The organism is Sphingomonas rhamnosi (assembly GCF_036663615.1).
Classification (GTDB): Bacteria; Pseudomonadota; Alphaproteobacteria; order Sphingomonadales; family Sphingomonadaceae; genus Sphingomonas.
Genome location: NZ_JAXOJJ010000006.1, coordinates 1 through 26,148, shown reverse-complemented (window position 1 = coordinate 26,148; position 26,148 = coordinate 1). Strand labels below are relative to the sequence as shown.

The 26,148-nt window shown below is 66.8% G+C and carries 22 protein-coding genes, 2 tRNA genes and 1 pseudogene; 15 read left to right on the top strand and 10 right to left on the bottom strand.

The genetic code is table 11. From position 1 onward, the window contains the following. Window positions 1–894, top strand: coding sequence for a 4-hydroxy-tetrahydrodipicolinate synthase (gene dapA, locus U1701_RS13455; protein WP_332783083.1), 894 nt, complete (start codon window positions 1–3; stop codon window positions 892–894). Here dapA and U1701_RS13450 read toward each other — a convergent pair. Together U1701_RS13450 and ettA are read right to left on the bottom strand one after the other, a co-directional pair. Continuing rightward, window positions 886–1,548, bottom strand: a complete 663-nt coding sequence (locus tag U1701_RS13450) for a hypothetical protein (protein WP_332783082.1) — start codon at window positions 1,546–1,548, stop codon at window positions 886–888. The genes dapA and U1701_RS13450 overlap by 9 nt on opposite strands. Window positions 1,549–1,666: 118 nt before the next feature. Further along, entirely contained in the window at window positions 1,667–3,346 is a 1,680-nt protein-coding gene (gene ettA, locus U1701_RS13445) for an energy-dependent translational throttle protein EttA (protein ID WP_332783081.1), read from the bottom strand. A 123-nt stretch (window positions 3,347–3,469) separates the two neighbouring features. On the opposite strand from ettA, the gene U1701_RS13440 reads away from it, so the two are divergent. From U1701_RS13440 to U1701_RS13410, 7 genes are all read left to right on the top strand, one after another. Next, window positions 3,470–3,730, top strand: coding sequence for a hypothetical protein (locus tag U1701_RS13440; protein ID WP_332783080.1), 261 nt, complete (start codon window positions 3,470–3,472; stop codon window positions 3,728–3,730). Between the two features lie 6 nt (window positions 3,731–3,736). Further along, complete coding sequence (locus U1701_RS13435; protein ID WP_332783275.1) at window positions 3,737–4,150, top strand: type II toxin-antitoxin system VapC family toxin; 414 nt, start codon at window positions 3,737–3,739, stop codon at window positions 4,148–4,150. A 10-nt stretch (window positions 4,151–4,160) separates the two neighbouring features. After that, window positions 4,161–5,567 carry a M20/M25/M40 family metallo-hydrolase gene (locus U1701_RS13430; RefSeq protein ID WP_332783079.1) on the top strand — a complete coding sequence of 469 codons (1,407 nt, stop codon included), beginning with the start codon at window positions 4,161–4,163 and terminating at the stop codon, window positions 5,565–5,567. Window positions 5,568–5,709: 142 nt separating this feature from the next. Next, window positions 5,710–5,976 (top strand): hypothetical protein, encoded by a 267-nt coding sequence (locus U1701_RS13425; RefSeq protein WP_332783078.1) that lies wholly within the window; start codon window positions 5,710–5,712, stop codon window positions 5,974–5,976. Between the two features lie 110 nt (window positions 5,977–6,086). Then, window positions 6,087–6,162, top strand: a tRNA-Ile gene (locus tag U1701_RS13420). Between the two features lie 94 nt (window positions 6,163–6,256). Beyond that, the gene (locus U1701_RS13415; protein WP_332783077.1) at window positions 6,257–6,526 is read left to right on the top strand and encodes a DUF1488 family protein; all 270 of its coding nucleotides are present in this window, start codon (window positions 6,257–6,259) and stop codon (window positions 6,524–6,526) included. 141 nt (window positions 6,527–6,667) lie between these two features. Beyond that, window positions 6,668–8,905, top strand: a complete 2,238-nt coding sequence (locus U1701_RS13410; protein ID WP_332783076.1) for a glycoside hydrolase family 3 N-terminal domain-containing protein — start codon at window positions 6,668–6,670, stop codon at window positions 8,903–8,905. A 90-nt stretch (window positions 8,906–8,995) separates the two neighbouring features. On the opposite strand, the gene U1701_RS13405 is transcribed toward U1701_RS13410, so the two are convergent. The 5 genes from U1701_RS13405 to lepA form a co-directional block, all read right to left on the bottom strand. After that, window positions 8,996–9,592 (bottom strand): ATP-binding cassette domain-containing protein, encoded by a 597-nt coding sequence (locus U1701_RS13405; protein WP_332783075.1) that lies wholly within the window; start codon window positions 9,590–9,592, stop codon window positions 8,996–8,998. Then, window positions 9,582–10,268: a molybdate ABC transporter permease subunit gene (gene modB, locus U1701_RS13400; RefSeq protein ID WP_332783074.1), complete on the bottom strand. Its 687-nt coding sequence runs from the start codon at window positions 10,266–10,268 to the stop codon at window positions 9,582–9,584. The genes U1701_RS13405 and modB overlap by 11 nt, the downstream gene beginning before the upstream one ends. 1 nt (window position 10,269) lies before the next feature. Next, window positions 10,270–11,019: a molybdate ABC transporter substrate-binding protein gene (gene modA / locus U1701_RS13395; RefSeq protein WP_332783073.1), complete on the bottom strand. Its 750-nt coding sequence runs from the start codon at window positions 11,017–11,019 to the stop codon at window positions 10,270–10,272. Window positions 11,020–11,323: 304 nt separating this feature from the next. Then, window positions 11,324–14,677 carry a polysaccharide deacetylase family protein gene (locus U1701_RS13390; RefSeq protein WP_332783072.1) on the bottom strand — a complete coding sequence of 1,118 codons (3,354 nt, stop codon included), beginning with the start codon at window positions 14,675–14,677 and terminating at the stop codon, window positions 11,324–11,326. A 137-nt stretch (window positions 14,678–14,814) separates the two neighbouring features. After that, window positions 14,815–16,638: a translation elongation factor 4 gene (lepA, locus tag U1701_RS13385; RefSeq protein WP_332783071.1), complete on the bottom strand. Its 1,824-nt coding sequence runs from the start codon at window positions 16,636–16,638 to the stop codon at window positions 14,815–14,817. Between the two features lie 140 nt (window positions 16,639–16,778). Here lepA and U1701_RS13380 point away from each other — a divergent pair, with 140 nt between their 5' ends. The 3 genes from U1701_RS13380 to U1701_RS13370 all read left to right on the top strand — a co-directional run bounded on the left by U1701_RS13380 (window position 16,779) and on the right by U1701_RS13370 (window position 18,413). After that, complete coding sequence (locus U1701_RS13380) at window positions 16,779–17,723, top strand: CsgG/HfaB family protein (protein WP_332783070.1); 945 nt, start codon at window positions 16,779–16,781, stop codon at window positions 17,721–17,723. 84 nt (window positions 17,724–17,807) lie between these two features. Next, window positions 17,808–17,884: transfer RNA gene (locus U1701_RS13375), tRNA-Pro, on the top strand. A 286-nt stretch (window positions 17,885–18,170) separates the two neighbouring features. After that, complete coding sequence (locus U1701_RS13370; RefSeq protein ID WP_332783069.1) at window positions 18,171–18,413, top strand: hypothetical protein; 243 nt, start codon at window positions 18,171–18,173, stop codon at window positions 18,411–18,413. A gap of 85 nt (window positions 18,414–18,498) precedes the next feature. Here U1701_RS13370 and U1701_RS13365 read toward each other — a convergent pair whose 3' ends face one another. Continuing rightward, complete coding sequence (locus U1701_RS13365; RefSeq protein ID WP_332783068.1) at window positions 18,499–19,560, bottom strand: SDR family oxidoreductase; 1,062 nt, start codon at window positions 19,558–19,560, stop codon at window positions 18,499–18,501. A gap of 88 nt (window positions 19,561–19,648) precedes the next feature. After that, complete coding sequence (locus U1701_RS13360) at window positions 19,649–21,052, bottom strand: FAD/NAD(P)-binding protein (RefSeq protein WP_332783274.1); 1,404 nt, start codon at window positions 21,050–21,052, stop codon at window positions 19,649–19,651. A 155-nt stretch (window positions 21,053–21,207) separates the two neighbouring features. On the opposite strand from U1701_RS13360, the gene U1701_RS13355 reads away from it, so the two are divergent. The 4 genes from U1701_RS13355 to U1701_RS13340 all read left to right on the top strand — a co-directional run bounded on the left by U1701_RS13355 (window position 21,208) and on the right by U1701_RS13340 (window position 26,034). Then, a complete protein-coding gene (locus U1701_RS13355) occupies window positions 21,208–23,634 on the top strand; it encodes a DUF3772 domain-containing protein (RefSeq protein ID WP_332783067.1) in 2,427 nt (808 codons plus the stop codon). 269 nt (window positions 23,635–23,903) lie between these two features. Further along, window positions 23,904–24,149, top strand: coding sequence for a hypothetical protein (locus U1701_RS13350; protein WP_332783066.1), 246 nt, complete (start codon window positions 23,904–23,906; stop codon window positions 24,147–24,149). 407 nt (window positions 24,150–24,556) lie between these two features. Further along, window positions 24,557–25,864, top strand: a complete 1,308-nt coding sequence (locus U1701_RS13345) for a UDP-glucose dehydrogenase family protein (protein ID WP_332783065.1) — start codon at window positions 24,557–24,559, stop codon at window positions 25,862–25,864. 23 nt (window positions 25,865–25,887) lie between these two features. Beyond that, window positions 25,888–26,034: a hypothetical protein gene (locus tag U1701_RS13340; RefSeq protein ID WP_332783064.1), complete on the top strand. Its 147-nt coding sequence runs from the start codon at window positions 25,888–25,890 to the stop codon at window positions 26,032–26,034. Between the two features lie 31 nt (window positions 26,035–26,065). On the opposite strand, the pseudogene U1701_RS13335 reads toward U1701_RS13340, so the two are convergent. Beyond that, a pseudogene (locus U1701_RS13335) lies at window positions 26,066–26,148 on the bottom strand (integrase catalytic subunit); the annotation flags it as partial.

Genomic DNA, 26,148 nt, shown 5'->3' with positions numbered 1-26,148 from the left:
ATGTTTACCGGTTCCATCCCCGCGCTCGTCACGCCGTTCGCCTCCGACCGCAGCTTCGACGAGCCCGCCTATCGCGACTTCATCGAATGGCAGATCGCCGAAGGCTCGTCGGGATTGGTTGCCTGCGGCACGACGGGCGAAGCCGCGACGCTGTCGTACGACGAGCATTTCCACGTCGTCCGCGTCTGCGTCGACCAGGCGCGGGGCCGCGTGCCGGTGATCGCCGGCGCAGGCTCGAACGACACCCGCGTCGCCGCGAACAATTTGCGCGCCGCGAAGGATGCCGGTGCCGATGCCGTGCTGATGGTGCCACCCTATTACAATCGTCCGGGCCAGGAGGGCATCTTCCAGCATTTCGCCGCGCTGGGCGAGAGCGCGCCGTTGCCGATCATCCTCTACAACGTGCCGTCGCGCACCGTCACCGACATCCAGCCGGCAACGCTCGAACGGATCGTCGCGGCCTATCCAGCGATCTTCGTCGGGGTGAAGGATGCCAGCGGCGTGCTGGCACGCGTGTCGCAGCATCGCGCCGCCTGCGGCGCGGACTTCGTGCAGCTCTCGGGCAACGACGATCTCGCGCTCGCGTTCAACGCGATGGGCGGGGTGGGCTGCATCTCGGTCAGCGCCAACGTCGCGCCGCGGCTATGCGCGGAGTTCCAGGCGGCGTGCCAGGCGGGCGATTTCGTCAAGGCGCTCGGGTATCAAGACCGGCTCTACCCGCTGCACGACGCGCTGTTCACCGACGCGTCGCCCGGTCCGGTCAAATACGCGATGACCAAGATGCGCGAAGGATTCCCAGGCACGCTGCGGTTGCCGATGACGCCGGCGTCTGAAGTGTCCCGCGCCGCCGTCGACGCGGCGCTGAAGCACGCCAGCCTTCTTCCGTCAGGCTGACGGCGCGAGCACCAGGTCCAGTGGGCGCGTCGACCGGCTGTTCCCGTCGAAGGCGAACTCGGCATAGCGTCCGCCCCGCTCGACCCAGTGCAGGAACAGGTGCGCGGACCAGCCATTGGGGTTCGGCGTGACGCGTCCATGGCGGCGATGCACGCCTTGGTAGAGTATGCCGTCCCCGGGCATCATTTCGGTTGCGACAAAGGCGTCGGCGTCGAATCCCTCGGTGACGACCGGCTGCGGGACCGCGATGTGACCGGTGCCGATGTCGAGCGGCCACGGCACCCCGTCGCTGTAATCGAGCGTCAACGACAAGCTATGTTCGCACGACGGCCGATCGGTATGGACGCGGCAGATGTCGCCCTCGCGGTAGATGCGGAAATAGCTGTACGACGGCAACAGGTCGCGCCCCAGCGCGTCCGCCACGAACGGCGTCAGGCCCCAGAGAAGGCCCAACATCGGCGGATAGTGATAGCCATAGACCTCGATGGCTTCGCGGCTGAGCAACGCCGACCCCTGCGTCCGCGACCCCAGCGGGGTCCCCGCCGCGGTCATATCCTCGTCGAGCCGGTGCAAGAACGCATTGGCAACTTCGGGAGCGAGAAGCCCTGGCACGAGCGCGTAGCCATTTCGGTCGTAGAGGGTCCGTACGTCCATGAGGCTGAGCTAGCCGAGCGACGGCTGGCCGGCAACATCAGCGTTCCGGCAGATCGCGTGCACGGGCCCGCTCCCGGCGGCGCGCCGCCGGGAGCCTGGCCGAGGCGCTACTCCTCGCTCAGCGCGTGAGCTTCTTGTAGGCGAGCCGCGTCGGACGATCGGCGGCGTCGCCGAGGCGACGGCGCTTGTCTTCCTCATACGACGCATAATTGCCCTCGAACCACTCGACATGGCTGTCGCCCTCGAACGCGAGGATGTGCGTCGCGAGGCGATCGAGGAAGAAGCGGTCATGGCTGATCACCACCGCGCAACCCGCGAAGGTCTCCAGCGCCTCTTCGAGCGCGCGCAGCGTCTCGACGTCGAGATCGTTGGTCGGCTCGTCGAGCAGGAGGACGTTGCCACCCTCCTTGAGCATCTTGGCCATGTGGACGCGGTTGCGTTCACCGCCCGAAAGCTGGCCGACCTTCTTCTGCTGATCCTGCCCGCGGAAGTTGAACGCGCCGACATAGGCACGCGTGCCCATCTCCTGCTTGCCGAAACGGAAAATCTCAAGCTCGTCGGAGATTTCCTGCCAGACGTTCTTGTTCGGATCGAGATCGTCGCGGCTCTGGTCGACATAGCCGAGCTTGACGGTCGAGCCGACCTCAATCGTGCCCTCGTCCGGGGTTTCCTGGCCGGTGATGAGCTTGAACAGCGTCGACTTGCCCGCGCCGTTGGGGCCGATCACGCCGACGATGCCGCCCGGCGGCAGCGTGAAGTCCAGGCCGTCGAACAGCAATTTGTCGCCGTACGACTTGGTCAGACCCTTGGCCTCGATCACCTTGCCGCCGAGGCGTGCGGGCAGCTGAATCAGGATCGCGGCCTTGCCGGCGACGCGGTTCTCCTGCTTCTCCATCAGCTCGTCGAACGCGCGGATACGCGCCTTGGACTTGGTCTGGCGGGCCTTGGGGGTCTGGCGCATCCAGGCGAGCTCGTCGGCGATCGCCTTCTGCTTGCCCTGCTCCTCGCGCTCCTCCTGGCTGAGGCGCAGTGCCTTCTTCTCCAAATAACCGGAGTAGTTGCTCTCATAGGTGTAGTAGCGGCCGCGATCGAGCTCGAGCACCCAGTTAACGACGTTGTCGAGGAAGTAGCGGTCATGCGTCACGAGGATGACGTTGCCGGTATATTCCTTGAGGTAGTTCTCCAGCCACGACACACTTTCGGCGTCGAGATGGTTGGTCGGCTCGTCGAGCAGCAGGATCTGCGGCTTCTCCAGCAACAGCTTGCAGAGTGCGACGCGACGCTTCTCGCCACCCGACAGATTGTCGACCGAGGAATCGCCCGGCGGGCAACGCAGGGCTTCCATCGCCTGTTCGAGCTGGCTGTCGAGCGACCAGCCGTCGACCGCGTCGATCTTGGCCTGGAGATCGCCCATTTCTTCCATCAGCGCGTCGAAGTCGGTATCGTCCTTGGGATCGCCCATCTCGGCCGAGATCGCGTTGAAGCGATCGACCAGGTCGGCGATCGGGCGCACGCCGTCCTTGACGTTGCCCATGACGTCCTTAGTCGGATCGAGCTGCGGCTCCTGTGCGAGATAGCCGACATTAACGCCCTCGGCGGCCCAGGCCTCGCCGGTGAAATCGGGGTCCATGCCCGCCATGATCTTCATCAGCGTCGACTTGCCCGACCCGTTGGGGCCGATGATCGCGATCTTGGCCGACGGAATGAACTGCAGGTGGATGTTGTTGAGGACGGGCTTCGCGGCCCCCGGGAAGGTCTTCGACAGACCCTTCATCACATAGGTGTACTGGACGGCCATGAGGGTGCCGGGCTCCGTGTCTAGAAAGGCGTGGGATTTGGCGACGCAGATAGCGGTCCGGCAGAGCGTTGGCAACGCGGGGACGTTTGGGGTATTCTGGCGGTCGGTGACGGAGCGACTGCGATGGAGCGGTACGAACTGACGGGCGACGACACACGACTGGCGGCGATGGTCGCGGCGGCCGAGGGCGGCGAGGATGTGACGATCACGCGCGATGGTGCAGTCGTGGCGCGGGTGGTGGTGGCACCTGCGGTTTCCGTCGAGCCCGAGCCGCGCCGATCGATCGATCTCGAACAGCTTCGCGCATTGCGCGCGACGATATCCTGGCGCGAACCGGATGCCGCCGCACTGATCCGCGAAATGCGCGAGGCCGACGATCTTTGACGGCGTATTTCGACCAGCGCGTTCGCCATGATCGTCTTGCAAGATCCCGGTTTCGCGGCGGTGAAAGACTGGATTCGCGACGCAGCGCCCGATCCCGTGGTCTGCGATTTCGGTTGGGGCGAGTTCGTGTCGGCCGTTGGACTCAGGATCCGGTCACATTGGATTGTGCGGTCGGCCGGGGATCGAGTGCTCGCCGTCGCAAGCCAAGTTTCGATGCGGTGGCGTAGGATCGAGATTTGCTCCGACGATATCGCGGTGGCGACCGGGTTCGTAGCGCGATACGATCTCGCGCTGAGATTGCCCGACGCCATTCCCGTCGCGCTTGCGCAACGGCTTGCGTGCACGCTTGTTACCACCGATCATCAGCAACTGCGCGCCGCGCGATCGCTCGGTATCCACGCCGTAGACCCGACCAACTGAGGATCTCGATTTGACCAAGCTGCCCTTACTAATGCTGTCCACGGCTCTCCTTGCCGCCCCCGCCCCTGCCCTCGCACAGCGCACCGCCGCCCCGGCGACCGCCGGCGATCCGAAAGTGGCGATGCTGCGCGACAAGGCGTTGAGCGACGATACCGCCTATGAGATCGTCGAGGGGCTTACGACCGAAGTCGGCCCGCGGATGACGGGCACCGAGGCGGCGCCGCGGGCACGCGCCTGGTCGGTCGCGAAGCTGAAGGCGATGGGGTTCAAGAACGTCCGGATCGAACCGTACCAGTTGCCGATCTGGTCGCGCGGCACCGAGAGCGCGACGCTGATCGCGCCCTACACCCTGCCGCTGCACGTCGTCGGCCTGGGCAATTCCGGCGCGACTCCCGCGGGCGGGCTGACGCTGCCGATCGTGTATTTCGCGACCTATAACGATCTGGCGCTTGCGCCCGAGGGCAGCCTCAAGGGCAAGATCGCGTTCGTGTCGAACGCGATGCAGCCGACGCAGGACGGGTCGAGTTACGGATCGCAAGGGACTGCGCGCTTCGTCGGTCCCAACGTCGCGGCCAAGAAAGGCGCGGCGGCGATCGTGATCCGGTCGATCGGCACCGATCATGGCCGCGGGCCGCATGCGGGCAACACCAATTTCGACCCCGGCGTCACGCCGATCCCCGCCGCTGCGGTGTCGGTGGCTGACGCCGAGCATCTCGAGCGGCTGGTCAAGCTCGGCAAACCGGTGACGCTGCGCCTCGTGCTCGAAAGCCGCCAGGTCGGCATGCGCGAATCGGGCAACGTGGTCGCCGAAGTGCCGGGTACCGATCCCAAGGCGGGGATCGTGCTGGTCGGCGGGCATCTCGACAGCTGGGATCTCGGCACCGGTGCGATCGACGATGGCGCTGGCGTGGCGATCACCGCGGCCGCCGCCAAGATCGTGATGGACGCGCCCGGCACGCTGCGCCGCACGATCCGCGTCGTCTGGTTCGGCGACGAGGAGAGCGGCGGCTTTGGCGGCGCGGCCTATGCCAAGGCACATGCCGGCGAGCGCCATGCGACTGCGGCCGAATCCGATTTCGGCGCGGACAACGTCTGGCGGTTCGAGAGCAGCCTGCCCGACTCCGCCAAGCCGGTGGTCGACCGGCTGGCGGTGGCGCTGGCGCCGCTGGGAATCATTCGCGGCGCCGACGTGCCGCACGGCGGCACCGATGTCGGGCCGATCATCGCGACCGGCGTGGCGGGCGTGGATCTGAACCAGTCCGGCCAGCGCTATTTCGACTGGCACCATACGCCCGAGGACACGCTGGACCGGATCGATCCCGCGCAGCTGAAACAGAACGTCGCGGCATGGACCGCGATGCTCGCCACGGTGGCAAATGCGCCCGAGGAAATCGGACCGATCGCCCCGAAAAACTGACCAGTGGAGGGATCGATCCGGTCTTCGGACCGTCGCAATGCGAAATTTAGCGGATTGACCGGGGCGGGTCGTTCGCTATTTGCGGCGCTTCGCGACGGCAATCGGGTCGGCCGCGAAGTGAACTATGCTTGGGAGCATTCGAATGAAGAAGATCGTTCTGATCGCTGCTGCCGCCGGCCTGATGTCCGTCGCAGCCTGCAACAAGTCGCCTGAAGCTGCCGCTGTTGAGAACAACGCGGACATGCTGGCGGACAACATGGAAATGCAGGCCGACAACATGGACGCGATGGCCGACAACTCGTCGAACACCGTTGCTTCGGACGTTCTCGAGAACGCTGCCGACAACATGAACGCCGGTGCTGACAACGTTCGCGACGCTGCGGACGAGAAGGCCGACAACATGCAGTAATTCGTGTTCTGGGTGTCCGCACCCGGTACGAATTGCATGTCGAAAGGGCGCTCCCTCGCGGGGGCGCCCTTTTTCTTTGCGGGTCGGTGCGCTAACGCCGACCGCAGGTGGGGCCTGTAGCTCAATGGTTAGAGCTGGCCGCTCATAACGGCTAGGTTGCGGGTTCGAGTCCTGCCGGGCCCACCAAACACCGCCTGATCTGGATCAGCCTCTCATCGGCGCTTGCGCGACCGTGCGCCCACGGGCAGGAGGCCGAGCACCATTTCCAGGAGTTCCCGACATGCCCAGCCGCCTCGACATCGACCAAGCCAGCCTCACCGACAACGACCGCCAGAAGCAGGTCGAATTCACCGGGGAGATCGACGGCGAAGACCGTGATTTCGCCGTCAAATACGCGGTTCTGAAGGAACTGAGCGGCGACGAGCCCGAGGACGATGCGCTCGAGCTGTTCGAACGGTTCAGCGACGAGATTGTCGACATCTGCGCCGAGGCCGCAACCGCCAAGCCGAGCGCCGCGTTGATCACGATCGACGAAGGCGACCTGGAATAGGTCCTAAGACGCAGGGGCCGACCGAACCACGGTCGGCCCCTGCGTCACGCCGCGCCAACGCGCGGCATCCAGAACGTGCGACGGCGCTCTCCGCGGATACGGTGCGGGCGTCCACCGCGACGAAGACCGCAGGAGCATGATATGTCGCATCTCGAACACCGCGCGGATCGCCGCCAGGTCCTCAAGGCGGGCGCGACCATCGCGGGTCTCTCGCTCGGTGGCCCCGCACTGGCGCAGAGCGACCGCGTCGAAACGCTGATCGCGCGGATGACGCCAGCCGAGAAGGCCGGGCAGCTCAGCTGCTTCTCCGACCAGATCCGGCCGATCGGGGTGCCGTTCAACCCCGGTCTCGCCAACGGCGGCGCCACCGAACAGCTCGCGCGGATCAAGACCGGCGCGATCGGGATGCTGTTCAACGGCGTCGGCTATGCGGGCGCGAAGGCGGCGCAGGATGCGGCAATGGCGACGCGGCTGAAGATCCCGCTGATCTTCGGCGGCGATGTGATCCATGGCCTGCGCACCGCCTATCCGTTGCCCATCGCCGAGGCGTGCGCGTTCGACCCCGATCTGGCAATGCGCACCGCGCGCGCCGCCGCGCTGGAAAGCACCGCGCTCGGCATCCACTGGACCTTCGCGCCGATGGTCGACGTCGCGCGCGACCAGCGCTGGGGCCGCGTCGCGGAAGGATCGGGCGAGGACCCCTATCTGGGCATCGCGCTCGCCAAGGCGCGCGTGAAGGGGTTTCAGGGCGACGACCTGCGCGATCCGACCCGCGTCGCCGCCTGCGCCAAGCATTTTGCCGCCTATGGCGCGGTCTCGGGCGGGCAGGATTACAACTTCACCGAGATTTCGCCGGCGACGCTGAACGAGGTGCATCTGGCGCCGTTCAAGGCGTGCGTCGACGCCGGCGTCGCGACGCTGATGAGCGCGTTCAACGATATCGACGGCGTGCCGTCGAGCGGCAATCACTGGCTGATGACCGACCTGCTGCGCGGCCAGTGGCGGTTCAAGGGCATGGTCGTCGGCGACTATACCGCCGACGAGGAGCTGATCGCGCATGGCTATGCTGCCGATGGCCGCGACGCCGCCAAGAAGGCGTTCATGGCGGGGATGGACATGGCGATGCAGTCCAACCTGTTCAATCTGTGGCTGCCCGACCTGGTCGCCAAGGGCGAGGTGCCGATGGCGCGGCTCGACGAGGCGGTGCGCCGCGTGCTCCTGCTGAAAGACGCGATCGGCCTGTTCGCCAACCCCTATCGATCGGTCAGCAAATCGGCGGAGCGCAGCAGCGTGTCCACCCCGGCGATGTTGAAGCTCAGCCGCGAGTCGGGCGCGCGGTCGGTCGTCTTGCTGAAGAACGACGGCGATCTGTTGCCGCTCAAGAAGAACCCCGGCCGCGTGGCACTGATCGGGCCGTTCGGCGAGGACCGGCAGAACGTCGTCGGCACCTGGGCGTTCATGGCGGACGAGAAGCTCAACGTCTCGATCGCACAGGGGCTTCGCACACGCGGGCTGACCGTCAACGCGGTGGCGGGGTCGGGTATCGAGGCCCCCCTACCCGGCGGGATCGAGGCGGCGGTCGCGGCCGCCCAAGCCGCCGACATCGTGCTGCTCGCGGTCGGCGAATCGCAGCTGATGTCGGGCGAGGCGCAGTCGCGGACCGAGATCACCGTCCCCGCACCGCAGATGGCCCTGGCCGAAGCGGTCGCCGCGACCGGGAAGCCCGTCGTCGTGCTGCTGCGCCATGGCCGCGCACTCGCGCTGCACGGCGCGGTCAAGAACGCGCCGGCGATCCTGGCGACGTGGTTCCTCGGGTCGGAGAGCGGCAACGCGATCGCCGACGTGCTGTTCGGCGACGTCAATCCGTCCGCCAAACTGTCCGCGAGCTTCCCGAACGAAAGCGGACAGGAGCCGTATTTCTACAACCACAAGAATACCGGCCGTCCCGCGCCCGATACCGGATCGCAGGAGTACAAGTCGCGCTACCGCGAGACCAAGAATGCGGCGCTGTACCCGTTCGGCCATGGGCTGAGCTACACCAGCTTCCGCATCGCCGCGGTCACGGTGCCGGCACGGATGACGGATCGGCTGGAGGTCTCGGCGAGCGTGACCAACACCGGCACGCGCAGCGGCGATACGGTGGTGCAGCTCTACATCCACGATCGCGTCGCCAGCCGGACCCGGCCGATGCGCGAACTCAAAGGGTTCGCGCGCGTCTCGCTGAAGCCGGGCGAGACCAAGCCAGTGCGCTTCACGCTGACGCGCGACGACCTTCGGTTCTGGGGTGACGACGGCTGGGTGATCGAGCCGGGGATGTTCGACCTGTGGGTCGCGGCGAGTTCGGTCGACGGCGAGAAGCAGGCGTTCGAGCTGGTCTGATCGTCATCCCGGGCTTGTCCCGGGATTCAGAGTTACGCACGTCGCGCTCCGTTACCCTGGATCCCGGGACAAGCCCGGGATGACGAAGGGTTACATCCGCACGATCTGCGTCCCGATCCGCTCGGCCTCCTCGGGGTCGTGTGTCACCATCAGGATCGGCAGCTTCACCACGTCGCGGACATGCTCGATCGCCCGCATCACCTCGTCCCGCCGCGGCCGGTCGAGCGACGACAGCGGTTCGTCGAGCAGCAGGAAGCGCGGGTTGCTGAGCAGCGCGCGGCCGATCGCAACGCGTTGCGCTTCCCCGCCCGACAGCGACCGCGGCCAGCGATCGAGCAGATGCGCAATGCCAAGAAACGCAAGCCTGTCCTCGAACGACGGCTGCCCCCGCACGCCGTAGAGCAGGTTCGCGCGGACGCGCATGTGCGGGAAGAGACGCCCGGTCTGGAACACATACCCCGCCCGGCGACGCTCCGGGGGCAGGTCGATGCCGTCGCCGAACAGCGTCTCGCCATCGACGACGATATGTCCGCGATCGGGGCGGAGGAGTCCGGCAACCATGTTGAGCACGCTCGTCTTGCCGACCCCCGAGGGGCCGAACAACACCGTTGCCCCCTCCCCGACCCGTGCGGTCAACGCGATATCGGCGTCGCCGAGCCGCTTGGTGACGGCGATGTCAAAGGGCATGGAGCCCCCTTCCCGCGCGGCGAGTGAGCAGTTCGGACGCGACCAGCGCGACCAGGGACAGCGCGACCGAGATCGCCGACAGCCGCCAGACCATCGCGTCGCCGCCCGGCTGTTGCAGCGCCGAATAGATCGCGAGCGGCAGCGTCTGCGTCTGGCCCGGCACGTTCGAGACGAAGGTGATCGTTGCGCCAAACTCGCCGATCGAGCGCGCGAAACCGAGCACCGCGCCCGCGAGTACGCCCGGGATGCTGAGCGGCAGCGTGATCGTCCAGAACACCCGTGCCCTGCCCGCGCCGAGCGTCCGCGCCGCCTGTTCGAGCCTGCGGTCGACCGCCTCGATCGACAGCCGCATAGCGCGGACCATCAGCGGCAGCGCCATCACCCCCGCAGCGATCGCCGCGCCGGTCCAGCGGAACAACACGGTGATTCCGAACCCGCCGAGCCACCCGCCGACGGGTCCGTTGGGGGCAAAGGCGAGCAGCAGGATCCACCCCGTCACCACCGGCGGCACCACCAGCGGCAGATGGATCACCGCGTCGACCAGAATCTTGCCCGGGAACCGGACACGCGCGAGCAGCCAGGCGAGCGCGAACGCGATCGGCAGGGTGACCGCAATCGCCACGCCGCCGACCTTGAGCGACAGCGCCACGATCGCCCATTCGGCAGCGCTCAGCATCTCACCGCGCGCTGAAACCGTAGCGCACGAAGATCGCCTTGCCTTCGCGCGAGACGAGGAAGCGGCGGAACGCTTCGCCTTGCGGGTTGATCGATGTCTTCAGGCGCGCGATCGGATAGGTGATCGGGGGGTGCGAACTAGCCGGGAAGACGCCCGCGATGCGAACCTTGGCCGAGGCCTTGGCATCGGTCGCGTAGACGATGCCGAGCGGGGCGGCGCCGCGTTCGACCAGCGCCAGCGTCGCGCGGACGTTCTCCGCGCGGACGACCTTGGGCTTCACCTGCGCCCAGACGCCGAGCCGTTCGAGCGCCTGCTCGCCGTATTGGCCCGCCGGCACGGGGGTGTCGGCCATTGCGAGCGGCCCGGCGGTCAGCACCTTGGCGAGCGCGGCGGGCGGTCGAACCGGGATGCGGACCGTGCTCCCCGCAGGCGCCGCGACGACCAGCCGGTTGCCGATGAAGGTGACGCGCGTGCTGGCGACGATCAGGGTCTTCTTGGCGAGCGCGTTCATCCAGTCTTCGTCCGCTGAGACGAACAGGTCGGCAGGCGCGCCGGCCTCGACCTGGCGCGCGAGCGCGGACGAGGCGGCGAACGATATGACGGGTTTGGGGTGCCCCTTCTTCGCCCAGACATCAGCGGCGGCGGTCATCGATTCCTGCAGCGAGGCGGCGGCGAGGACCAACGGCGCCTGCTGCGCGGTGGCGGCAGTTGGTAGAGAAAGGGACAGGAGCGCGTAGGGGAGGAACTTCATCGATGGTCTCGATCGGTCTGGCGGTGTCCCGCGGTATATAGGCCGAACGCGGAAGGCTAGCGGGTGGCGCGCGGCGATCGTGGAAAGTCACAAAAGTCACACCCGAGAGGGTGTTTTTCGATGCCGCTAGAACCGGCAATGTCGTCGCGCCATCCTCAACCCTGGGTCGTCACCCCAGCGAAGGCTGGGGTCTCTCGCGGCTCCTGTTCCGCGCCTGCCTCATGAGATCCCAGCCTTCGCTGGGATGACGGGACGGGCATGAGTCCGACGCTGGCAAATTGCGCGTCTGTAGGACAGCGTTTTCTCAGGCGGCCGTCACCCGACCCGTCCGCGCCAGCTTCCCCCACCCCACCAGCGGCCCGCGCAGCGCCTGCGCGATCGCCTTGAGCACGACATAGTACATCACCTGGCGATAGCCGATCCGCTGCGGGATCAGCAGCCAGAGCAGCCGCCACCGTTCCTTGCGCTCCAGCGCGAATGCGATGGTCGCGGCCAGCAAGTCGATCGCGGTGAAGATCAGCCAATAGGCGAGCATCGTATAGACGTCGTGGCTGGTCTGTTCCCAGCCATGCGCGCGCACCGCCAGATAGGTGAAAAGGAAACTGACCAGCAGCGCCAGATCGATGATCGGCGAGATCGAGGCGAGCACGATCTGGAACAGGATCGCCTGCGGCAGGCCGACCCAGCCGAGCCCCTTCGGATGCGAGCCGAAGATCGCCGATCGATGCTTGTACAGGCATTGCAACGTGCCATAGGCCCAGCGGAACCGCTGCTTGGCGAGCGCGCGGAGGTTTTCCGGCGCCTCGGTCCAGGCGATCGCGAACTGGTCGTATTTGACCACCCAGCCGGCGCGCTGGATCGCGATCGTCAGGTCCTGGTCCTCGGCGAGCGTGTCGTCGGGATAGCCGCCGACCTGCCGGATCGCCGACAACCGCCACGCGCCCACCGCGCCCGGCACCACAGTCATCGCGTTCAAGCGGTGGAGCGCGCGGCGTTCGAGATTCTGGGCGGTGATATATTCAAGTGCCTGCCATTTGGTGACGAGGTTGACGCGGTTGCCGACCTTCGCGTTGCCCGCGACCGCACCGAGCGTCGGATCGTCGAACCAGCGCGCGAGGCGTGCGATCGTGGTTGGTTCGAACTGCGTGTCGGCGTCGAGCGCGATGACGATCTCGCCCTTCGCCTCCTCCAGCCCGCGGTTGAGCGCGCGCGCCTTGCCGCCGTTCTGGAGGGTCAGCAGGCGGACGCGCGGGTCGGCGGCGAAGGCTTCGGTCACCACGCGGCTGGTGCCGTCGCTGGAGCCGTCGTCGATGACGATCACCTCGATCCGGACCTCGGTCGAGGCGAGCACGCCGTGGACCGCGCGGACGATGACGCGTTCCTCGTTGAACGCGGGGATCATGACGGTAACGAAACGATCCTGGTCGATCGGGGGGAACACCGTCTTCAATTCGCGGCGTGCCTGGATCAGCGCCAGCGCCGACAACGCCAGCGCGCGCAGGATGCCGATCGTGATCGCGATCCCGAAGATCCAGCGCAGCGCAACGACGAACCCGCCGAGCGTGCTGAACAGCGCGAGATCCGCCATCGCCGCGACGCGGTCGCTCGAGGAGATCACCGGCATCGCGGCGTCGCGCGACAGGCCGGCAAGCGTCGAGACCGGCACGAAGCTGTAGCCCATCGCGCGCAGTCGTTCGATGATGATCGGTAGCGCGGCGACGGTCTGCGCGCGGTTGCCGCCGGCGTCGTGGAGCAGGATGACGTTGCCGCTGCGGTCTGGGTTGCCCGCCTGGACCCCGGCGATGGTGCGGTCGACGATCGCCTGTACGCCGGGCCGCTTCCAATCGTCGGGATCGACGTGGAGACCGACCGAGATGTACCCGCGCTTCTGCGCCTCCAGCGCAGGCACGATTTCGTCCGCGGTCGATGGCTCGGCATCGCCGAAATAGGGTGCGCGGAACAGCCGTAGCGAGCGGCCGGTGAACGCCTGGAACAGCCGCTGCGTGGTGTTCAGTTCGTATTTCACCTGGCGCGGCGAAACGGTCGCCAGGTTGGGATGCGTATAGGTATGGCTGCCGATCTCATGCCCCTCCGCCACCATTCGCGTCAGCAGCCCGCGCTGCGTCAGCGCGTTCTCGCCGATCATGAAGAAGGTGGCGGGCGCGTGCTCGCGCTTCAGGACGTCGAGGATCTGCGGGGTCCATTCGGCGTCGGGGCCGTCGTCGAACGTCAGCGCGAGCTGATGCGGGCGATAGCCCGTCCGATCGACGACATAGGGTGACGGCATCCGCGTGAAGGTGACGTCGGCGATGCTGCCGTCCTTGGCGGGCACCGCGTCGCGGATGCCGGTAACCGGGGTAGCGGCGATCTTCAGTATCTCGCCCGCTCCCTCGATGTCGACGTTGGTACCCGCCGGCATTGCGTCGATCGCGTCGGGCACGGGAAGGGTCCGGTGATCGCGACCGAAGATGGACCAGATGCCGGGATCCTCTGACCCCAGCCGCCACAAGGCGACGCTGCCTAGCCCCGCCTTCTGGAGGAACGCGATCTGATTGTACGCCGACGCGGCGTCGAGCAGCCAGACCTGGTGGCGGCTGCTGCCCTCCGAATAGGCGAAGCTGCTGTTACCGCTGGTCTTGTCGAAGGTCGGGACGGTGCCCGAATCGGCGGCGTTCTGCCACGCCTCCTCGACGTCGAGCGCATCGCCCGACCCGTCGTGCCAGTCGTAGGCGTAGGAGCCGATCGCGACGACCAGCTTGGCAGGCGGGATGCCGCGTGCGGCGTCGGCCACGGTGCGCGCGAACCAGCGTTGCGACGCGATCGGCCCCGCCGCCCCGCTGGTCTCATGCTCGTCGTACGCCATCAGGAAGATCTTGTCGGTGACGCGCGCATAGGCCGGCAGGTCCCAGTCGGAATTGGCCACCGGGGCGGCGATCGCGACCACCCAGCCGCGCGGCGCAAACCGCGCCTTCGCTTCGGCGAGGAACCGCCGGTAATCGCCTTGCGCGTTTGCGGGCAGATTTTCGAAATCGAAGAATGCGCCGCCTGCGTGGTTCGCGGCGAGGAACGGCACGAGCCGGTCGAGAAACGCGGCGCGCGCACGCGGATCGGCGAACATCGCGGCGCTGCCGGGCCCGTCCCAATCGCCGTTCACCGCGTTCTGCACCATCGGCAGGATTACCGGGCGATGCACCGCCTTGTTGAGGATCGCGCGGCCCGCGGTGTCGCGGAACACGGTGATGTGATGATCGGCGCCGGTGACCGAGATCCAGCCCGGGATCAGCCAGTCCAGCTGTTCGACGTGGCGCGCAAGGCTGGCGGCGCTCGACTGATCCCAGGGCGCGTGGAAAGCGATCGCGAGCGCCGGGTTGCCGGCGCGCGCGGTCTGTCCGGGTTTCACGGGCACGCCGAACAACCGCTTCGCGTAATAATCGATGTCACGCCGCGTGCGGCCGATGATGCCGCGCGGCGCGGGTAGTCGGTGGAGCGCAGCGTGTTCGGGCTCGATCGGCAGCAGCGGCGCCGCGGGCACCACGCCGATCGACACGACGAACACCACCGCGGCGAGCACGAACAGCGCGACGAAGGCGGCGACGGCCAAGGCAAAGCGCCGGCGTCGGCGACCGCTGGCGTCGAAGAAGACAGGACGTTGGGACATGGAACTCCGCGCGATCGACCGGTCGGTCACTACCACCCAGAATACGCGCCGCGCTCCTTACAAATCCTTCACGTCGTTGCAACTTCAGCCCATTCGGTCACCCCAGCGTTCGGTAGGACGACGAATAACGCCGTAGCTTAGGAGTCGTCGCCCATCCGCAGCGCGGCGATGAATGCCTCCTGCGGGATGCTGACGCTGCCGTATTCGCGCATCTTCGCCTTCCCCTTCTTCTGCTTTTCGAGCAGCTTCTTCTTGCGGGTCGCGTCGCCGCCATAGCATTTGGCGGTGACGTCCTTGCGCATCGCGCTGATCGTCTCGCGCGCGATCACCTTGCCGCCGATCGCCGCCTGGATCGGGATCTTGAACAGATGCCGCGGTATCAGCTCCTTTAGCCGCTCGACCATGCCGCGGCCGCGGACTTCGGCGGTGCCGCGGTGGACGATCATGCTGAGCGCGTCGACGGGTTCCTCGTTGACGAGGATGCCCATCTTGACGAGGTCGCCCTCGCGGTAGCCGATCTGGTGATAGTCGAAGCTGGCATAGCCCTTCGACATCGATTTCAGCCGGTCGTAGAAATCGAACACGACTTCGTTGAGCGGCAGTTCGTAGGTCGCCTGCGCGCGGCCACCGACATAGGTCAGGTTCTTCTGGATGCCGCGTCGGTCCTGGCAGAGCTTGAGGACGCTGCCGAGATATTCGTCGGGGACGTAGATCGTCGCCTCGATCCATGGCTCGCTGATCGTCGCGATCTTGTTCGGCTCGGGCATGTCGGCGGGGTTGTGCAGCTCGATATGCGTCGTGCCCGCCGGATCGGGGTGGCTCAGCTCGATCTCATATACGACGGAAGGCGCGGTGGTGATCAGGTCCAGATCATACTCACGCGTCAACCGCTCCTGGATGATTTCCAGATGCAGCAGGCCGAGGAACCCGCAACGGAAGCCGAAGCCAAGCGCCGCGGACGTCTCCATCTCGAACGAGAAGCTGGCGTCGTTCAGGCGAAGCTTCGAGATCGATTCGCGCAATTTCTCGAACTCCGCGGCGTCGACCGGGAACATCCCGCAGAACACCACCGGCTGGACTTCCTTGAAGCCCGGCAAGGCTTCGAGCGCGGGGCGCTTGGCGTCGGTGATGGTGTCGCCGACGCGGGTCTGGGCGACTTCTTTGATCTGCGCGGTGATGAAGCCCATCTCGCCGGTACCGAGCTCGGTCAGCTGCTCGATCTTGGGGCGGAAACAGCCGACGCGGTCGACGAGGTGCATCGTCCCCGTCTGCATGAACTTGATCTGCTGGCCCTTCTTCAGGATGCCGTCGATCACGCGGACGAGGATGACGACGCCGAGATACGGGTCGTACCAGCTGTCGACCAGCATCGCCTTGAGCGGTGCTTCGGGGTCGCCCTTGGGCGGCGGAATCTTCGTCACGATCGCCTCGAGGATGTCGGCGATGCCGATCCCCGATTTGGCCGATGCCAGCACCGCCTCCGACGCGTCGATGCCGATGACGTCCTCGATTTCCTTGCGCACCTTTTCGGGTTCGGCGGCGGGGAGGTCGATCTTGTTGATCACCGGCACGATCTCATGGTCGTGCTCGATCGACTGATAGACGTTGGCGAGCGTCTGCGCCTCGACCCCCTGCGCCGCGTCGACCACCAGCAACGCGCCCTCGCACGCGGCAAGGCTGCGCGAGACCTCATAGGCGAAGTCCACATGGCCCGGCGTGTCCATCAGGTTGAGGACGTAGTCGAGCCCGTCCTTGGCCTTGTAGGCCAGGCGCACGGTCTGCGCCTTGATCGTGATCCCGCGTTCCTTCTCGATGTCCATATTGTCGAGCACCTGCTCGGACATCTCGCGTTCGGTCAGCCCTCCGGTCTGCTGGATCAGACGGTCGGCGAGCGTCGACTTGCCATGGTCGATATGCGCGATGATCGAGAAATTGCGGATGCGGTCGAGCGGCGTGGTCACTGGTTATCGTTCTTTGCGAAAAGGAGGTGACGCAGCCGTTAGCATCGCGCGCCGCGAATGCCAAAGCGCCGCATGGCGAACGGCTTTCCTCGACTGCAATCGGTCGGTAAACGTGGATCAACATTTCCGGGGGGATTTCCATGATTCGAGTCGCTACCGTCACGCTTGCCGCCATGCTGTTGCTGCCGACGGCGGCGAACGCGCAGGCCCGCGCCTCCAAGGGCCAGCAGTTGCAGGTTCAGGCGGCCAACGACGTGCCGCGCTGCACGCGCAAGCTCGGCACCCTGTCGATCGCCGATGGCGACGATCCCTATGCCTGGACGCAGAACAGCCTGGCGCCGCCGTCGAAGGTGTTGCGCGCGCTCGTCCAGCGGTCGGGCTGCTTCAACCTCGTCGACCGCGGGACCGGGCTCAACGCCGCCAGCCGCGAACGCGCGATCGGCGAAGGGCTCGGCCTGCAACGCCGCTCGAACGTCGGCCAGGGCCAGATCAAGGCGGCGGACTATGTCCTCGTCGCCGAGATCCAGGGCGCCAACAGCAACGTCAGCGGCAGCGGCGCGGCGGGTGCGGTCGGCGGGCTGCTCGGCGGACGCGTCGGCGGGCTGCTCGGCGGCATCAAGAGCAAGAAGATGGAGGCGAACACGGTCCTGTCGCTGACCAACGTCCGCACCACCGAGACGCTCGCGGTCGAGGAAGGCTATGCCGCCAAGAACAACCTGGCGTTCGGCGCCGGCGGATTCTTCGCGGTCGGCGGCGCGGTCGGCGGCGGCTATGACAACACCGATATCGGCCGGATCGTGACGCTGAGCTTCATCCAGGCCTATTCGAAGCTGGTGACGGGGCTGGGCCTGGTGACGCCGGGCAGCGCCGGCACCGCCGAGGCCGCGCCGACCAAGACCTTCACCGCGATGGGCCCGGTGGCGATGCGCGCGAGCAGTGTCGCGACCGCGAAGGTGATCCGGACCCTGCCCGCCGGGTCGATCGTCTATCCGACCGGGACGAAGGCCGGGCTGTGGTGGGAGGTCGCCGACGAGAACGACAATGTCGGCTGGGTGCTCAACACCAAATTGGCTCCCTCGAACTGACGCTTGCGTGGGGGCAAAGCTCTGGCTATAGCCGCGCCTCCAAGCACGGACGTGCCGCCTGTCGGCGCCTGTTCCGGACTCCGTCGGGGAGTAGCTCAGCCTGGTAGAGCACTGTCTTCGGGAGGCAGGGGCCGGAGGTTCGAATCCTCTCTTCCCGACCATTCTTTCTGTCATCGCTGATACGCGGGCCGCACTCCGACGAGCCGTCGTTCCCCTCGCTCGCGTTGCCGGTTCGCCGATCACATTCTAGGCCGCCGCGACTGATCAGCGAGAGTACAGCATGCCGATGCATGCCTCCGCTATACTGAGGTCTGTCCTAAGCCGGCGCTCCGCCGACGAAACCCGCGCGCATTTAGGACAGAATCGCTTTCCTGATTGCCCCGGCAAGTATCAACTTGTATTACCGATGGTTAGGTGACGATTTTTGTCAGCTACTGGAGATGATACATGCGTAAAACCATTCTTGCCCTGTCGGCAGTCGCATTCGCGGCGATGCCTGTTGCCGCTACTGCGGCTGAGCATCCCGCAGCAAGCCTGTCGGTAGCCAAGTCGGTCCGCGCGGCAACTCCGACTGCCAAGAAGAGCAAGGCCGGCGGCACTGGGATGTTGATCATCGCAGCGGCAGCGGTCGCGGTCGGCGGCGGTCTGTACCTCGCGATCGACGGCGGCGACAACTCGGACAGCAACTGACGTACAGGGCAGCGCGTGTTCGCTGCCCTGTAAGCCTTTAGCCGTATCGGTTGACGCAAGGCGCCGACCGATACGGCCATTGGCATTACGGTATCAGCCGCGCGGCGCGCAGCTCGGCGAAAAGGTCGAAGAACGCGTCGTCGGTCGGCTGATAGGCGGTGAAGCCCATCCGCCGGCTCTTCGACATGTCGGTGACGACCTCGATCGGGCGCCCCAGATCGGCGTCGGTATGCCAGGGCGATGACAGCCGCGACAGATTGGCCTCGACGAGCCCTTCGCGCGCGGCGATGGTCGACCACAAGGCCGCATCATCCGCCATCTGGGTTTCGAGCGGACGCACCGTCCCGTCGAACTCCGCCGCCTCGACCCCGAACCATTCGGCGATCCGGCCCCACATCCAACTCCAGCGAAACACGTCGCCGTTGACGACGTTGAACGCCTCGTTGCGCGCCGCCGGCGTCGTTGCCGCCCACACCAGGTGCCGCGCCAGCTGACGCGCGTCGGTCATGTCGGTCAGGCCGTTCCACTGCGCGGCCGACCCCGGGAACACGAACGGCCGTCCGGTCTCGCGGCACAAGGTGGCGTAGACGGCCAGCGTGGTGCCCATATTCATCGCATTACCGACCGCCTTGCCGATCACCGTGTGCGGCCGGTGAATGCTCCACGAAAAGCCGTCGCGCGCCGCGGCGGCGAACACCTCGTCCTCCTGCGCGTAATAGAAATTCTCGACGTCCAGCCGCCCCTGCTCTTCGCGGAACGGAGTCTGTGGCAGCGTGCCCTTCCCATAGGCTTCGAACGGCCCGAGATAATGTTTGAGCCCGGTGACCAGCGCGACATGGCGCGGCGGATTGCTGCCCTGCAGACCATCGAGCAGGTTGCGGACCATCGCCGCGTTGACGCGGATGTTCTCCGCCTCGCTGTCCTGGCGCAGCCAGGTGGTGATGAACACCGCGTCGGGCTTCAGCCCCTGCAGCGCCGCCGCGGTTCCGGCCGCATCCTGCAGGTCGGCGACGACCGGCGTGACGCCCGCCTGATTGCCCGGGCGGCGCGCCAGACCATGTACGGTCCAGCCGTCCGCCTGCAGAACCTGGGTGGTCGCGCTGCCGACGATGCCGCTTGCACCGACGACCAAAGCCGTTTTGGCCATGTCTTGCTCCGATAGATGAGGGGCGGCCGTGCGCGGCCGCTATTGGGTTTTCAGCGGGCCAACGACCCGCACCGCGCACGGTTCCTGATCAGAGCCCCTCGCCGCCCACCCATTGCGCGTTCGACAGGCGGCGCGCGAGATCCCAGCTCTGCTGGCGGATATCGGGCACCGCGACGACTTCCCACAGTCCACCGCGAGTCATCGGACCGATGCACAGCAGCCGATCGTCGGCTTTGCCGTCCGCTCGAATCGCGCGCGACTGCGAATCGACGTCGACCCCGAGCCGCAACGGATCCGGACGGATCGCGCCGGTGGCCAGCAGCTGCTGCACGAGCGGTTCGTCGGAGCGCAGCAGGTCGCCCTGCGGACCGGTGCAGTTGACGATCCGTGCCGCGCGGGTGACGACCTGGTCACAGGCCCCGCGCGGACGCCAGCGCAGATCGGCCTGCGCCCCCTGGCCCACCGCCGCGACCAGCTTGCCCGCCGCGAACCGCAGGCGGCCCTCGGCGACCAGCGCATCGACGCGGTCCGCGACGCGCGGTGCCAGGCGGTGGCGATGGACGTCCCAATAGGGCCGCAGGTGACGCAGAAACCGCGCGCGATCGGTCTGCGACGCTGCCCCCCACATCATCTGCGTCACCGGCCGCAGCTCGTCGACTGCGGCACGCCAGCCGACCGCCGCGGCACGCGCGCGGACATGGACGATCAAATCGGCCAGCCCGCCCTGCGGTTTGTCGGTCACGCCACGCGTCGCCGGTGCCCCGTCGACATGGCGGCGCGGCGAGAGCCCGCGACGCGACAGCGACAGGATCGTGCCGGCAAACCCGCGTGCGTCGAGCAGCAGCGCCGCGTCTATCGCGGTCAGCCCGGTTCCGACTAGGACGACGGTGTCGCTGGCCTGCAGGTTCTCACCGATGTCCGACGCCCAGGGATCGGCGCGGTACACGCCCGGCGGCAGCGTGTCCGGGGACAGGCCCGGTGGCGTGTGCGGCGGCAGATTGCCCAACGCCAGCACCGCGCTGTCCGCGACGATTCGCGCACCGTCGGCCATCGTCAGCGTGATCCGCTTGCCGGAGTCGAGCGCGCAGACCTCTCCCTCGGCCAGCGTCAGCCGGCCGTCGGCGCGTGCGATGGTCGCATCGAGCATCGCGCGCAGATAGCGGCCATAGGTGGTGCGCGGGACGAACGTGGTGCGGTCGCCTTCGCCGCGTTCACCCAGCCAGCGGACGAAATGATCGGGATCGTCGGGCAACGCGCTCATGTTGCCGGCACGAACGTTGAGCAAATGGCTCGGATGCGCTGCGCTGTAGGCGACGCCCCGCGCCAGCTGCCGCGATCGCCGTTCGATCAACGTCGCCCGCGGCCCGCCGTGCCGCATCAGGTTGATCGCGAGCAGCGTGCCCGAAAAGCCGCCGCCGACGATGACGACATGATCCTCGGGGCCCGCGATCCGCGCGCCGCCGCCACCCGTACCGTCTCCGCGCGCGTCCATGTTCACGTTCATGTTCACGTCCATGCTGGTCTCCCGATCGCCGCTGGATAGCGGGATCGTCCGACGCAGGCTATCTGTGCGGCGGCAAGGCGCCGTGGCTGCCGTCCCGTCGGAAGGGGCCGCATTTCGCCGAACTGCGTGTATAGAGGCCGGCGATGACGCACCGACCGATGACGCGCGTCCGGCTGATCTGGCTGGCGCTATTCTCCCTGCTCCTGGCCCAGCCCGCGAGCGCACAGACCGCGCAGACCGATCCCGTCGGCACCGCGGTCGCGGCGCTCGGCCAGGCCGCAAAGGACGTGCAGGTCGCCGATCGGATGCTCGACACGCGGCTCGACGAGGACGGTCAGCGTGCGCTCAAGGCGCGGTTGGCAGCGGCGCGCAGGACCGCGTCGGACAGCGCGGATACGCTTCAGGAGCAGATCACGCTGGTGGATGCCCGCGTCGCGCAACTCGGTGCGGTGACCCCGGGCGTGGCCGAGGCGCCCGATATCGCCGCGCAACGCCGGCTGCTCGCACAACAGCGTTCGACGATCGATTCCGCGATCAAGCGCGGCCGGTTGCTGGCGATCGAATCGACTCAGATCGAGGACGAGCTCGACGCGACGATCTCTGCGCGCCGCGGGCGGCGGCTGGCGCAACAACTGCCGTCAGTGCTGACGCCTAGCTTCTGGGGACCGCTTGCCGCCGCGATCCCGGGCGACGCCGTGCGGATCGGCCATCTATCGCAAACCGGCTTTGTCACTGCGGTTGCGGGCGCGCGCGCGCATGGCTGGCTCGCGTTGCTCGGCACGGTGATCGCGATTCTGATCCTCGGGCCCGCCCGGCTGTGGCTACGCGCGCTCGGCCGTCGCTATGCGATCGACAATGTCCCCGGTCACCGGGTGCGGCGGTCGGGGTTCGCGCTCTGGCGCCTGGTGATCGGCACCGCGACTCCGGGGATCGCCGCGGTGGCGTTCGTCTGGGGGCTGCGCGCCGCGGGCATGGTCGATCCGCGCTGGGCGCCGATTGTCGACACGCTGGTGCCGGCGACGTTCGTCGCGGCGTTCGTCACCGCGCTCGCCGGGGCGCTGCTGCTGCGCAACCAGCCGTCGTGGCGCCTGCTGCCGATCGACGACGAACTCGCGGCGGCGCTTCGCCCGTGGAGCTGGTGGCTGGCCGCGCTCGCCTTCGTCGATCCGTTGCTGCTGGCGCTCAACGACGCCGCCCGCGCCAGCCGCGCCGCGCACACCGCAGCCGATACCGCAGAGGCGGTCCTGACGCTGGCGGTGGCGATCGGCGTGCTGGTGACGATCATGCGCAAACGCCGCGCCGCGCGCGCTGCGTTGGCGGCAGAAGGCGGCGATGCCGCGGGGGGCTTCGCGCACCCGACGATCGCTCTGGTGGTGCTCGTCGTCTCGGCCGCGACGATCGGCGCCGCCATTGCGATCCTTGGCGGCTATATCGGGCTGTCGCTATGGCTGATGCGCTCGGTGATCTTCTGGCCGGCGATCGTCAGCGGCGCACTGTACATCCTGCTCACCGTCGCCGACGACGTCGCGACCAGCCTGTTTGCCGCATCGAGCCGCCCCGGCATCTTGATCGGCCGAAGCGTCGGCATCCGCCCCAGCGCGATCGACCAGTTCGGCGTGCTGCTCTCGGGGATCGTCAGGCTGGTGCTCGTGGTGTTCGGTCTGGGCGCGATCCTCACGCCGTTCGGCGCCGGGTTCGGGTCGTTCTTCTCGCAACTCACGACATTGTCCAATGGTCTGACAATCGGCCAGGTGACGATATCGCCCGGCGCGGTCCTGCGCGCGCTGGCGGTGTTCGGCGTCGGGCTCGCGCTCGCGCGCGGCTTCCTCGGCTGGCTCAACACGCGCTACCTCCCGACCACCGAACTCGATGACAGCGCGCGCAACTCGGTCGGCCTGGTCGCGCGCTATATCGGCATCCTGATCGCGGTGCTGTGGGGGCTCGCCGCGCTAGGCATCGGGCTGGAACGGATCGCGCTTCTGCTGTCGGCGCTGTCGGTCGGGATCGGATTCGGCCTGCAGGCGATCACGCAGAATTTCGTCTCGGGGCTGATCCTGCTCGCCGAACGTCCGGTCAAGATCGGCGACCTGATCCGCATCGGCAACGACGAGGGCGATGTTAAGCGAATCAGCGTGCGCTCGACCGAGATCGTGCTCGGCGATCATTCGACGCTGATCGTTCCGAATTCCAAACTGATCACCGAAACGGTGCTCAACAAGACGCTGTCGAACCCCCTCGGCCGCGTGCAGATCCTGTTCACGGTGCCGCTCAATACCGATCCGGCCCCGGTCCGCGACATCGTCCTGCAGGCGTTTGCCGATAGCGAGGCGATCCTGACCGATCCGGCTCCGGTGGTGTTCCTCGACGGGATCGCCGACGGCCGGATCGGCTTCAACGCGATGGCGCATGTCGCCGGCCCGCGCGACGCCTATCCGGCGCGCAGCGGCGTGCTGATGCAGATCCTGCAGCGATTCGCCGCCGACGGGGTCGATATCGGCACACCCAACACCCGCCTCGAACTCATCGACCGTCCGCGTCCAACCACCCCCACGGGTGAAACCCAACTCTAAGGTTCCCCCAATCCCCGCCCGTCAATCTCCACGCTTCGCCGACCTGCGCCACGGCACCGTCATCGTTCTGCGGATTTCGCCGATGTGACGTCATTCCAATGCTTTGCAAACCCGACCACGCTGCAAGCGGACCTACCGACCGTCAGCACGCGCGGCGGGTCCAGCGACGGCGGGGAACCACATGCTATCACTTCCGGGTGTAATTTGATGTGTTTTCGGGGTAAGCGGCTGCAGCGGGTGACCTATCCGCGACAAAAAGGGAATGTCCTATGACCATCAAGACCATCACGATGGCCGCAGCCGGCCTGGCAATGATCGCCAGCCCCGTCGCAGCCAGCGCTGCTGCTGCCAATCCCGCCGCAAACCTGTCCGTCTCGAAGTCGGTTCGCGCCGGTTCGGCAACGACGGCGAAGAACAAGGCTGCTGGCGGCGGTATCGCTCTCGCAATTCTCGCAGGCGTCGCTGCGATCGGCGTCATCGCCATCGTCAACGACGACAACAGCGACAGCAACTAATCGGGCGGGGCCGGTGCTTCGGCAACCGGCCCCACTTCCTGCTTCGCTTCGCGCGCGGCGGAATCATATGTGTAATGACGATCATACCCGGACCGCTGCCAGCGCACGCAGCGCGTGCATCGCCGCCATATCGGCGGCTTTCCTGACCTTGTGATAGCCGCGATTCAAGCAAGAGCGGTGGTCCAAGCTTTGCGACGATCGCGGTCGCCCACGACATGACGATTGCCTCGGACCGGTTTCGACCGTGTTGACAGAACCCGCTGACCGACAGGATGGCGACGGGCATCGTGTTCCGCTCCGCCGACGCTAATTTCTTCCAATGACGATGCAAATCGGCTCGCGCGCGCAAGCACCCTTGCGTCGCGGTCGATTACTTCGGATAGCGCAGAGCGTGTCGAGGAGGCCCTATGCGCATTACGATGATTGGTTCTGGCTATGTCGGCTTGGTATCGGGGGCCTGCTTTTCGGACTTCGGCCACGATGTTACTTGCGTCGACAAGGACGAGGGCAAGATCGACGCGTTGCGCGCCGGTCGGATGCCGATCTATGAGCCCGGACTCGATCAACTTGTTGCGACGAACGTCGCGGCCGGGCGTCTCAATTTCACGACCGACCTGAAAAGCGCGGTTGCCGGTGCCGATGCGATCTTTATCGCCGTCGGAACGCCGTCGCGCCGCGGCGACGGGCACGCTGACCTGAGCTACGTCTTCGCGGCCACGCGCGAGGTTGCAGCCGCCGTCACCGGGCCGACGGTAGTGGTGACAAAATCGACGGTGCCCGTCGGCACCGGCGACCGTGTGGAAGCGATCCTTCGCGAGATCAGGCCCGAGGTCGAGATCGCCGTGGTGTCGAACCCCGAATTTCTCCGCGAAGGCGCGGCGATCGGCGACTTCAAACGTCCCGATCGGATCGTCGTCGGCACCGACGACGATCGTGCGCAGCAGGTGATGCGCGACGTGTATCGACCGCTCTACCTTGGCGAATCCCCGATCCTGTTCACGGGGCGGCGGACGAGCGAACTGATCAAATATGCGGCCAACGCGTTCCTCGCGACCAAGATCACCTTCATCAACGAAATCGCCGACCTTTGCGAGGCAGTGGGCGCGGACGTGCAGGACGTTGCGCGCGGGATCGGACTCGACAACCGCATCGGCAAGAAGTTCCTGCACGCCGGTCCAGGCTATGGCGGCTCGTGCTTCCCGAAGGATACCCTTGCCCTGCTGAAGACGGCGGAGGATTATCGAACGCCGGTGCACATCGTCGAGGCGGTGGTGAAGGTGAACGACAGTCGCAAGCGCGCGATGGGCCGCAAGGTGATCGACGCACTCGGCGCCGCACCGCGCGGCAAGACGGTTGCGTTGCTGGGCCTGACGTTCAAGCCCAACACCGACGACATGCGCGACGCGCCCAGCATCGCGATCGCGACGGCGCTGGCGGATGCCGGGGTAATCGTCCGCGCTTATGATCCCGAAGGCATGGCCGCGGCCAAGACGATGATGCCCGAGCTGATCTGCTGCGGCGACGCCTATGAAGCCGCAGACGGTGCCGACGCGGTCGTCGTGGTGACCGAGTGGGACGCGTTTCGCGCGCTCGATCTGCAACGTCTCAAGGACCTGATGGCCGCACCCGTTCTGGTCGATCTGCGCAACGTGTACGATCGGGCGGCTATCGAGCAGATGGGGTTTGCCTATACCGCCGTCGGCCGCCCCGGATAGTTCGCGAAAACGGAGAAACGGCTATGGACGACCATGCCAGCGACGTGCTGCGCGAACTCATGAACCGCCAGGTTTACGATCCGCTATCGCGCGCGCAAGCAGAAGAGATCGCAGAGAGCTGGCGACGGATCGGGGTCGACAATGGACTCGAACCCACCGCACTCGATTGAGTAGCCCCCACGGGGTGGTCCGGGCAGTTAGTTAGTGCATTGTTGTCGCCGCCGCCATTGCCGGGCGTAGGTGGAGCGAAGTGGAACCGGAGGCCGGCAATGGTGGTGTCGCCG

Bases quoted from the DNA above. Each gene is read 5' to 3' on its own strand.
- U1701_RS13440 (WP_332783080.1), top strand. From the start codon at position 3,470: ATGGAGCGGTACGAACTGACGGGCGACGACACACGACTGGCGGCGATG.
- U1701_RS13425 (WP_332783078.1), top strand. From the start codon at position 5,710: ATGAAGAAGATCGTTCTGATCGCTGCTGCCGCCGGCCTGATGTCCGTC.
- modA (WP_332783073.1), bottom strand. From the start codon at position 11,019: ATGAAGTTCCTCCCCTACGCGCTCCTGTCCCTTTCTCTACCAACTGCC.
- U1701_RS13370 (WP_332783069.1), top strand. From the start codon at position 18,171: ATGCGTAAAACCATTCTTGCCCTGTCGGCAGTCGCATTCGCGGCGATG.
- U1701_RS13390 (WP_332783072.1), bottom strand. From the start codon at position 14,677: ATGTCCCAACGTCCTGTCTTCTTCGACGCCAGCGGTCGCCGACGCCGG.
- U1701_RS13410 (WP_332783076.1), top strand. From the start codon at position 6,668: ATGTCGCATCTCGAACACCGCGCGGATCGCCGCCAGGTCCTCAAGGCG.
- U1701_RS13340 (WP_332783064.1), top strand. From the start codon at position 25,888: ATGGACGACCATGCCAGCGACGTGCTGCGCGAACTCATGAACCGCCAG.
- U1701_RS13415 (WP_332783077.1), top strand. From the start codon at position 6,257: ATGCCCAGCCGCCTCGACATCGACCAAGCCAGCCTCACCGACAACGAC.
- dapA (WP_332783083.1), top strand. From the start codon at position 1: ATGTTTACCGGTTCCATCCCCGCGCTCGTCACGCCGTTCGCCTCCGAC.
- U1701_RS13380 (WP_332783070.1), top strand. From the start codon at position 16,779: ATGATTCGAGTCGCTACCGTCACGCTTGCCGCCATGCTGTTGCTGCCG.
- ettA (WP_332783081.1), bottom strand. From the start codon at position 3,346: ATGGCCGTCCAGTACACCTATGTGATGAAGGGTCTGTCGAAGACCTTC.
- U1701_RS13365 (WP_332783068.1), bottom strand. From the start codon at position 19,560: ATGGCCAAAACGGCTTTGGTCGTCGGTGCAAGCGGCATCGTCGGCAGC.
- U1701_RS13405 (WP_332783075.1), bottom strand. From the start codon at position 9,592: ATGCCCTTTGACATCGCCGTCACCAAGCGGCTCGGCGACGCCGATATC.
- U1701_RS13350 (WP_332783066.1), top strand. From the start codon at position 23,904: ATGACCATCAAGACCATCACGATGGCCGCAGCCGGCCTGGCAATGATC.
- modB (WP_332783074.1), bottom strand. From the start codon at position 10,268: ATGCTGAGCGCTGCCGAATGGGCGATCGTGGCGCTGTCGCTCAAGGTC.
- U1701_RS13345 (WP_332783065.1), top strand. From the start codon at position 24,557: ATGCGCATTACGATGATTGGTTCTGGCTATGTCGGCTTGGTATCGGGG.
- U1701_RS13360 (WP_332783274.1), bottom strand. From the start codon at position 21,052: ATGGACGCGCGCGGAGACGGTACGGGTGGCGGCGGCGCGCGGATCGCG.
- U1701_RS13450 (WP_332783082.1), bottom strand. From the start codon at position 1,548: ATGGACGTACGGACCCTCTACGACCGAAATGGCTACGCGCTCGTGCCA.
- U1701_RS13355 (WP_332783067.1), top strand. From the start codon at position 21,208: ATGACGCACCGACCGATGACGCGCGTCCGGCTGATCTGGCTGGCGCTA.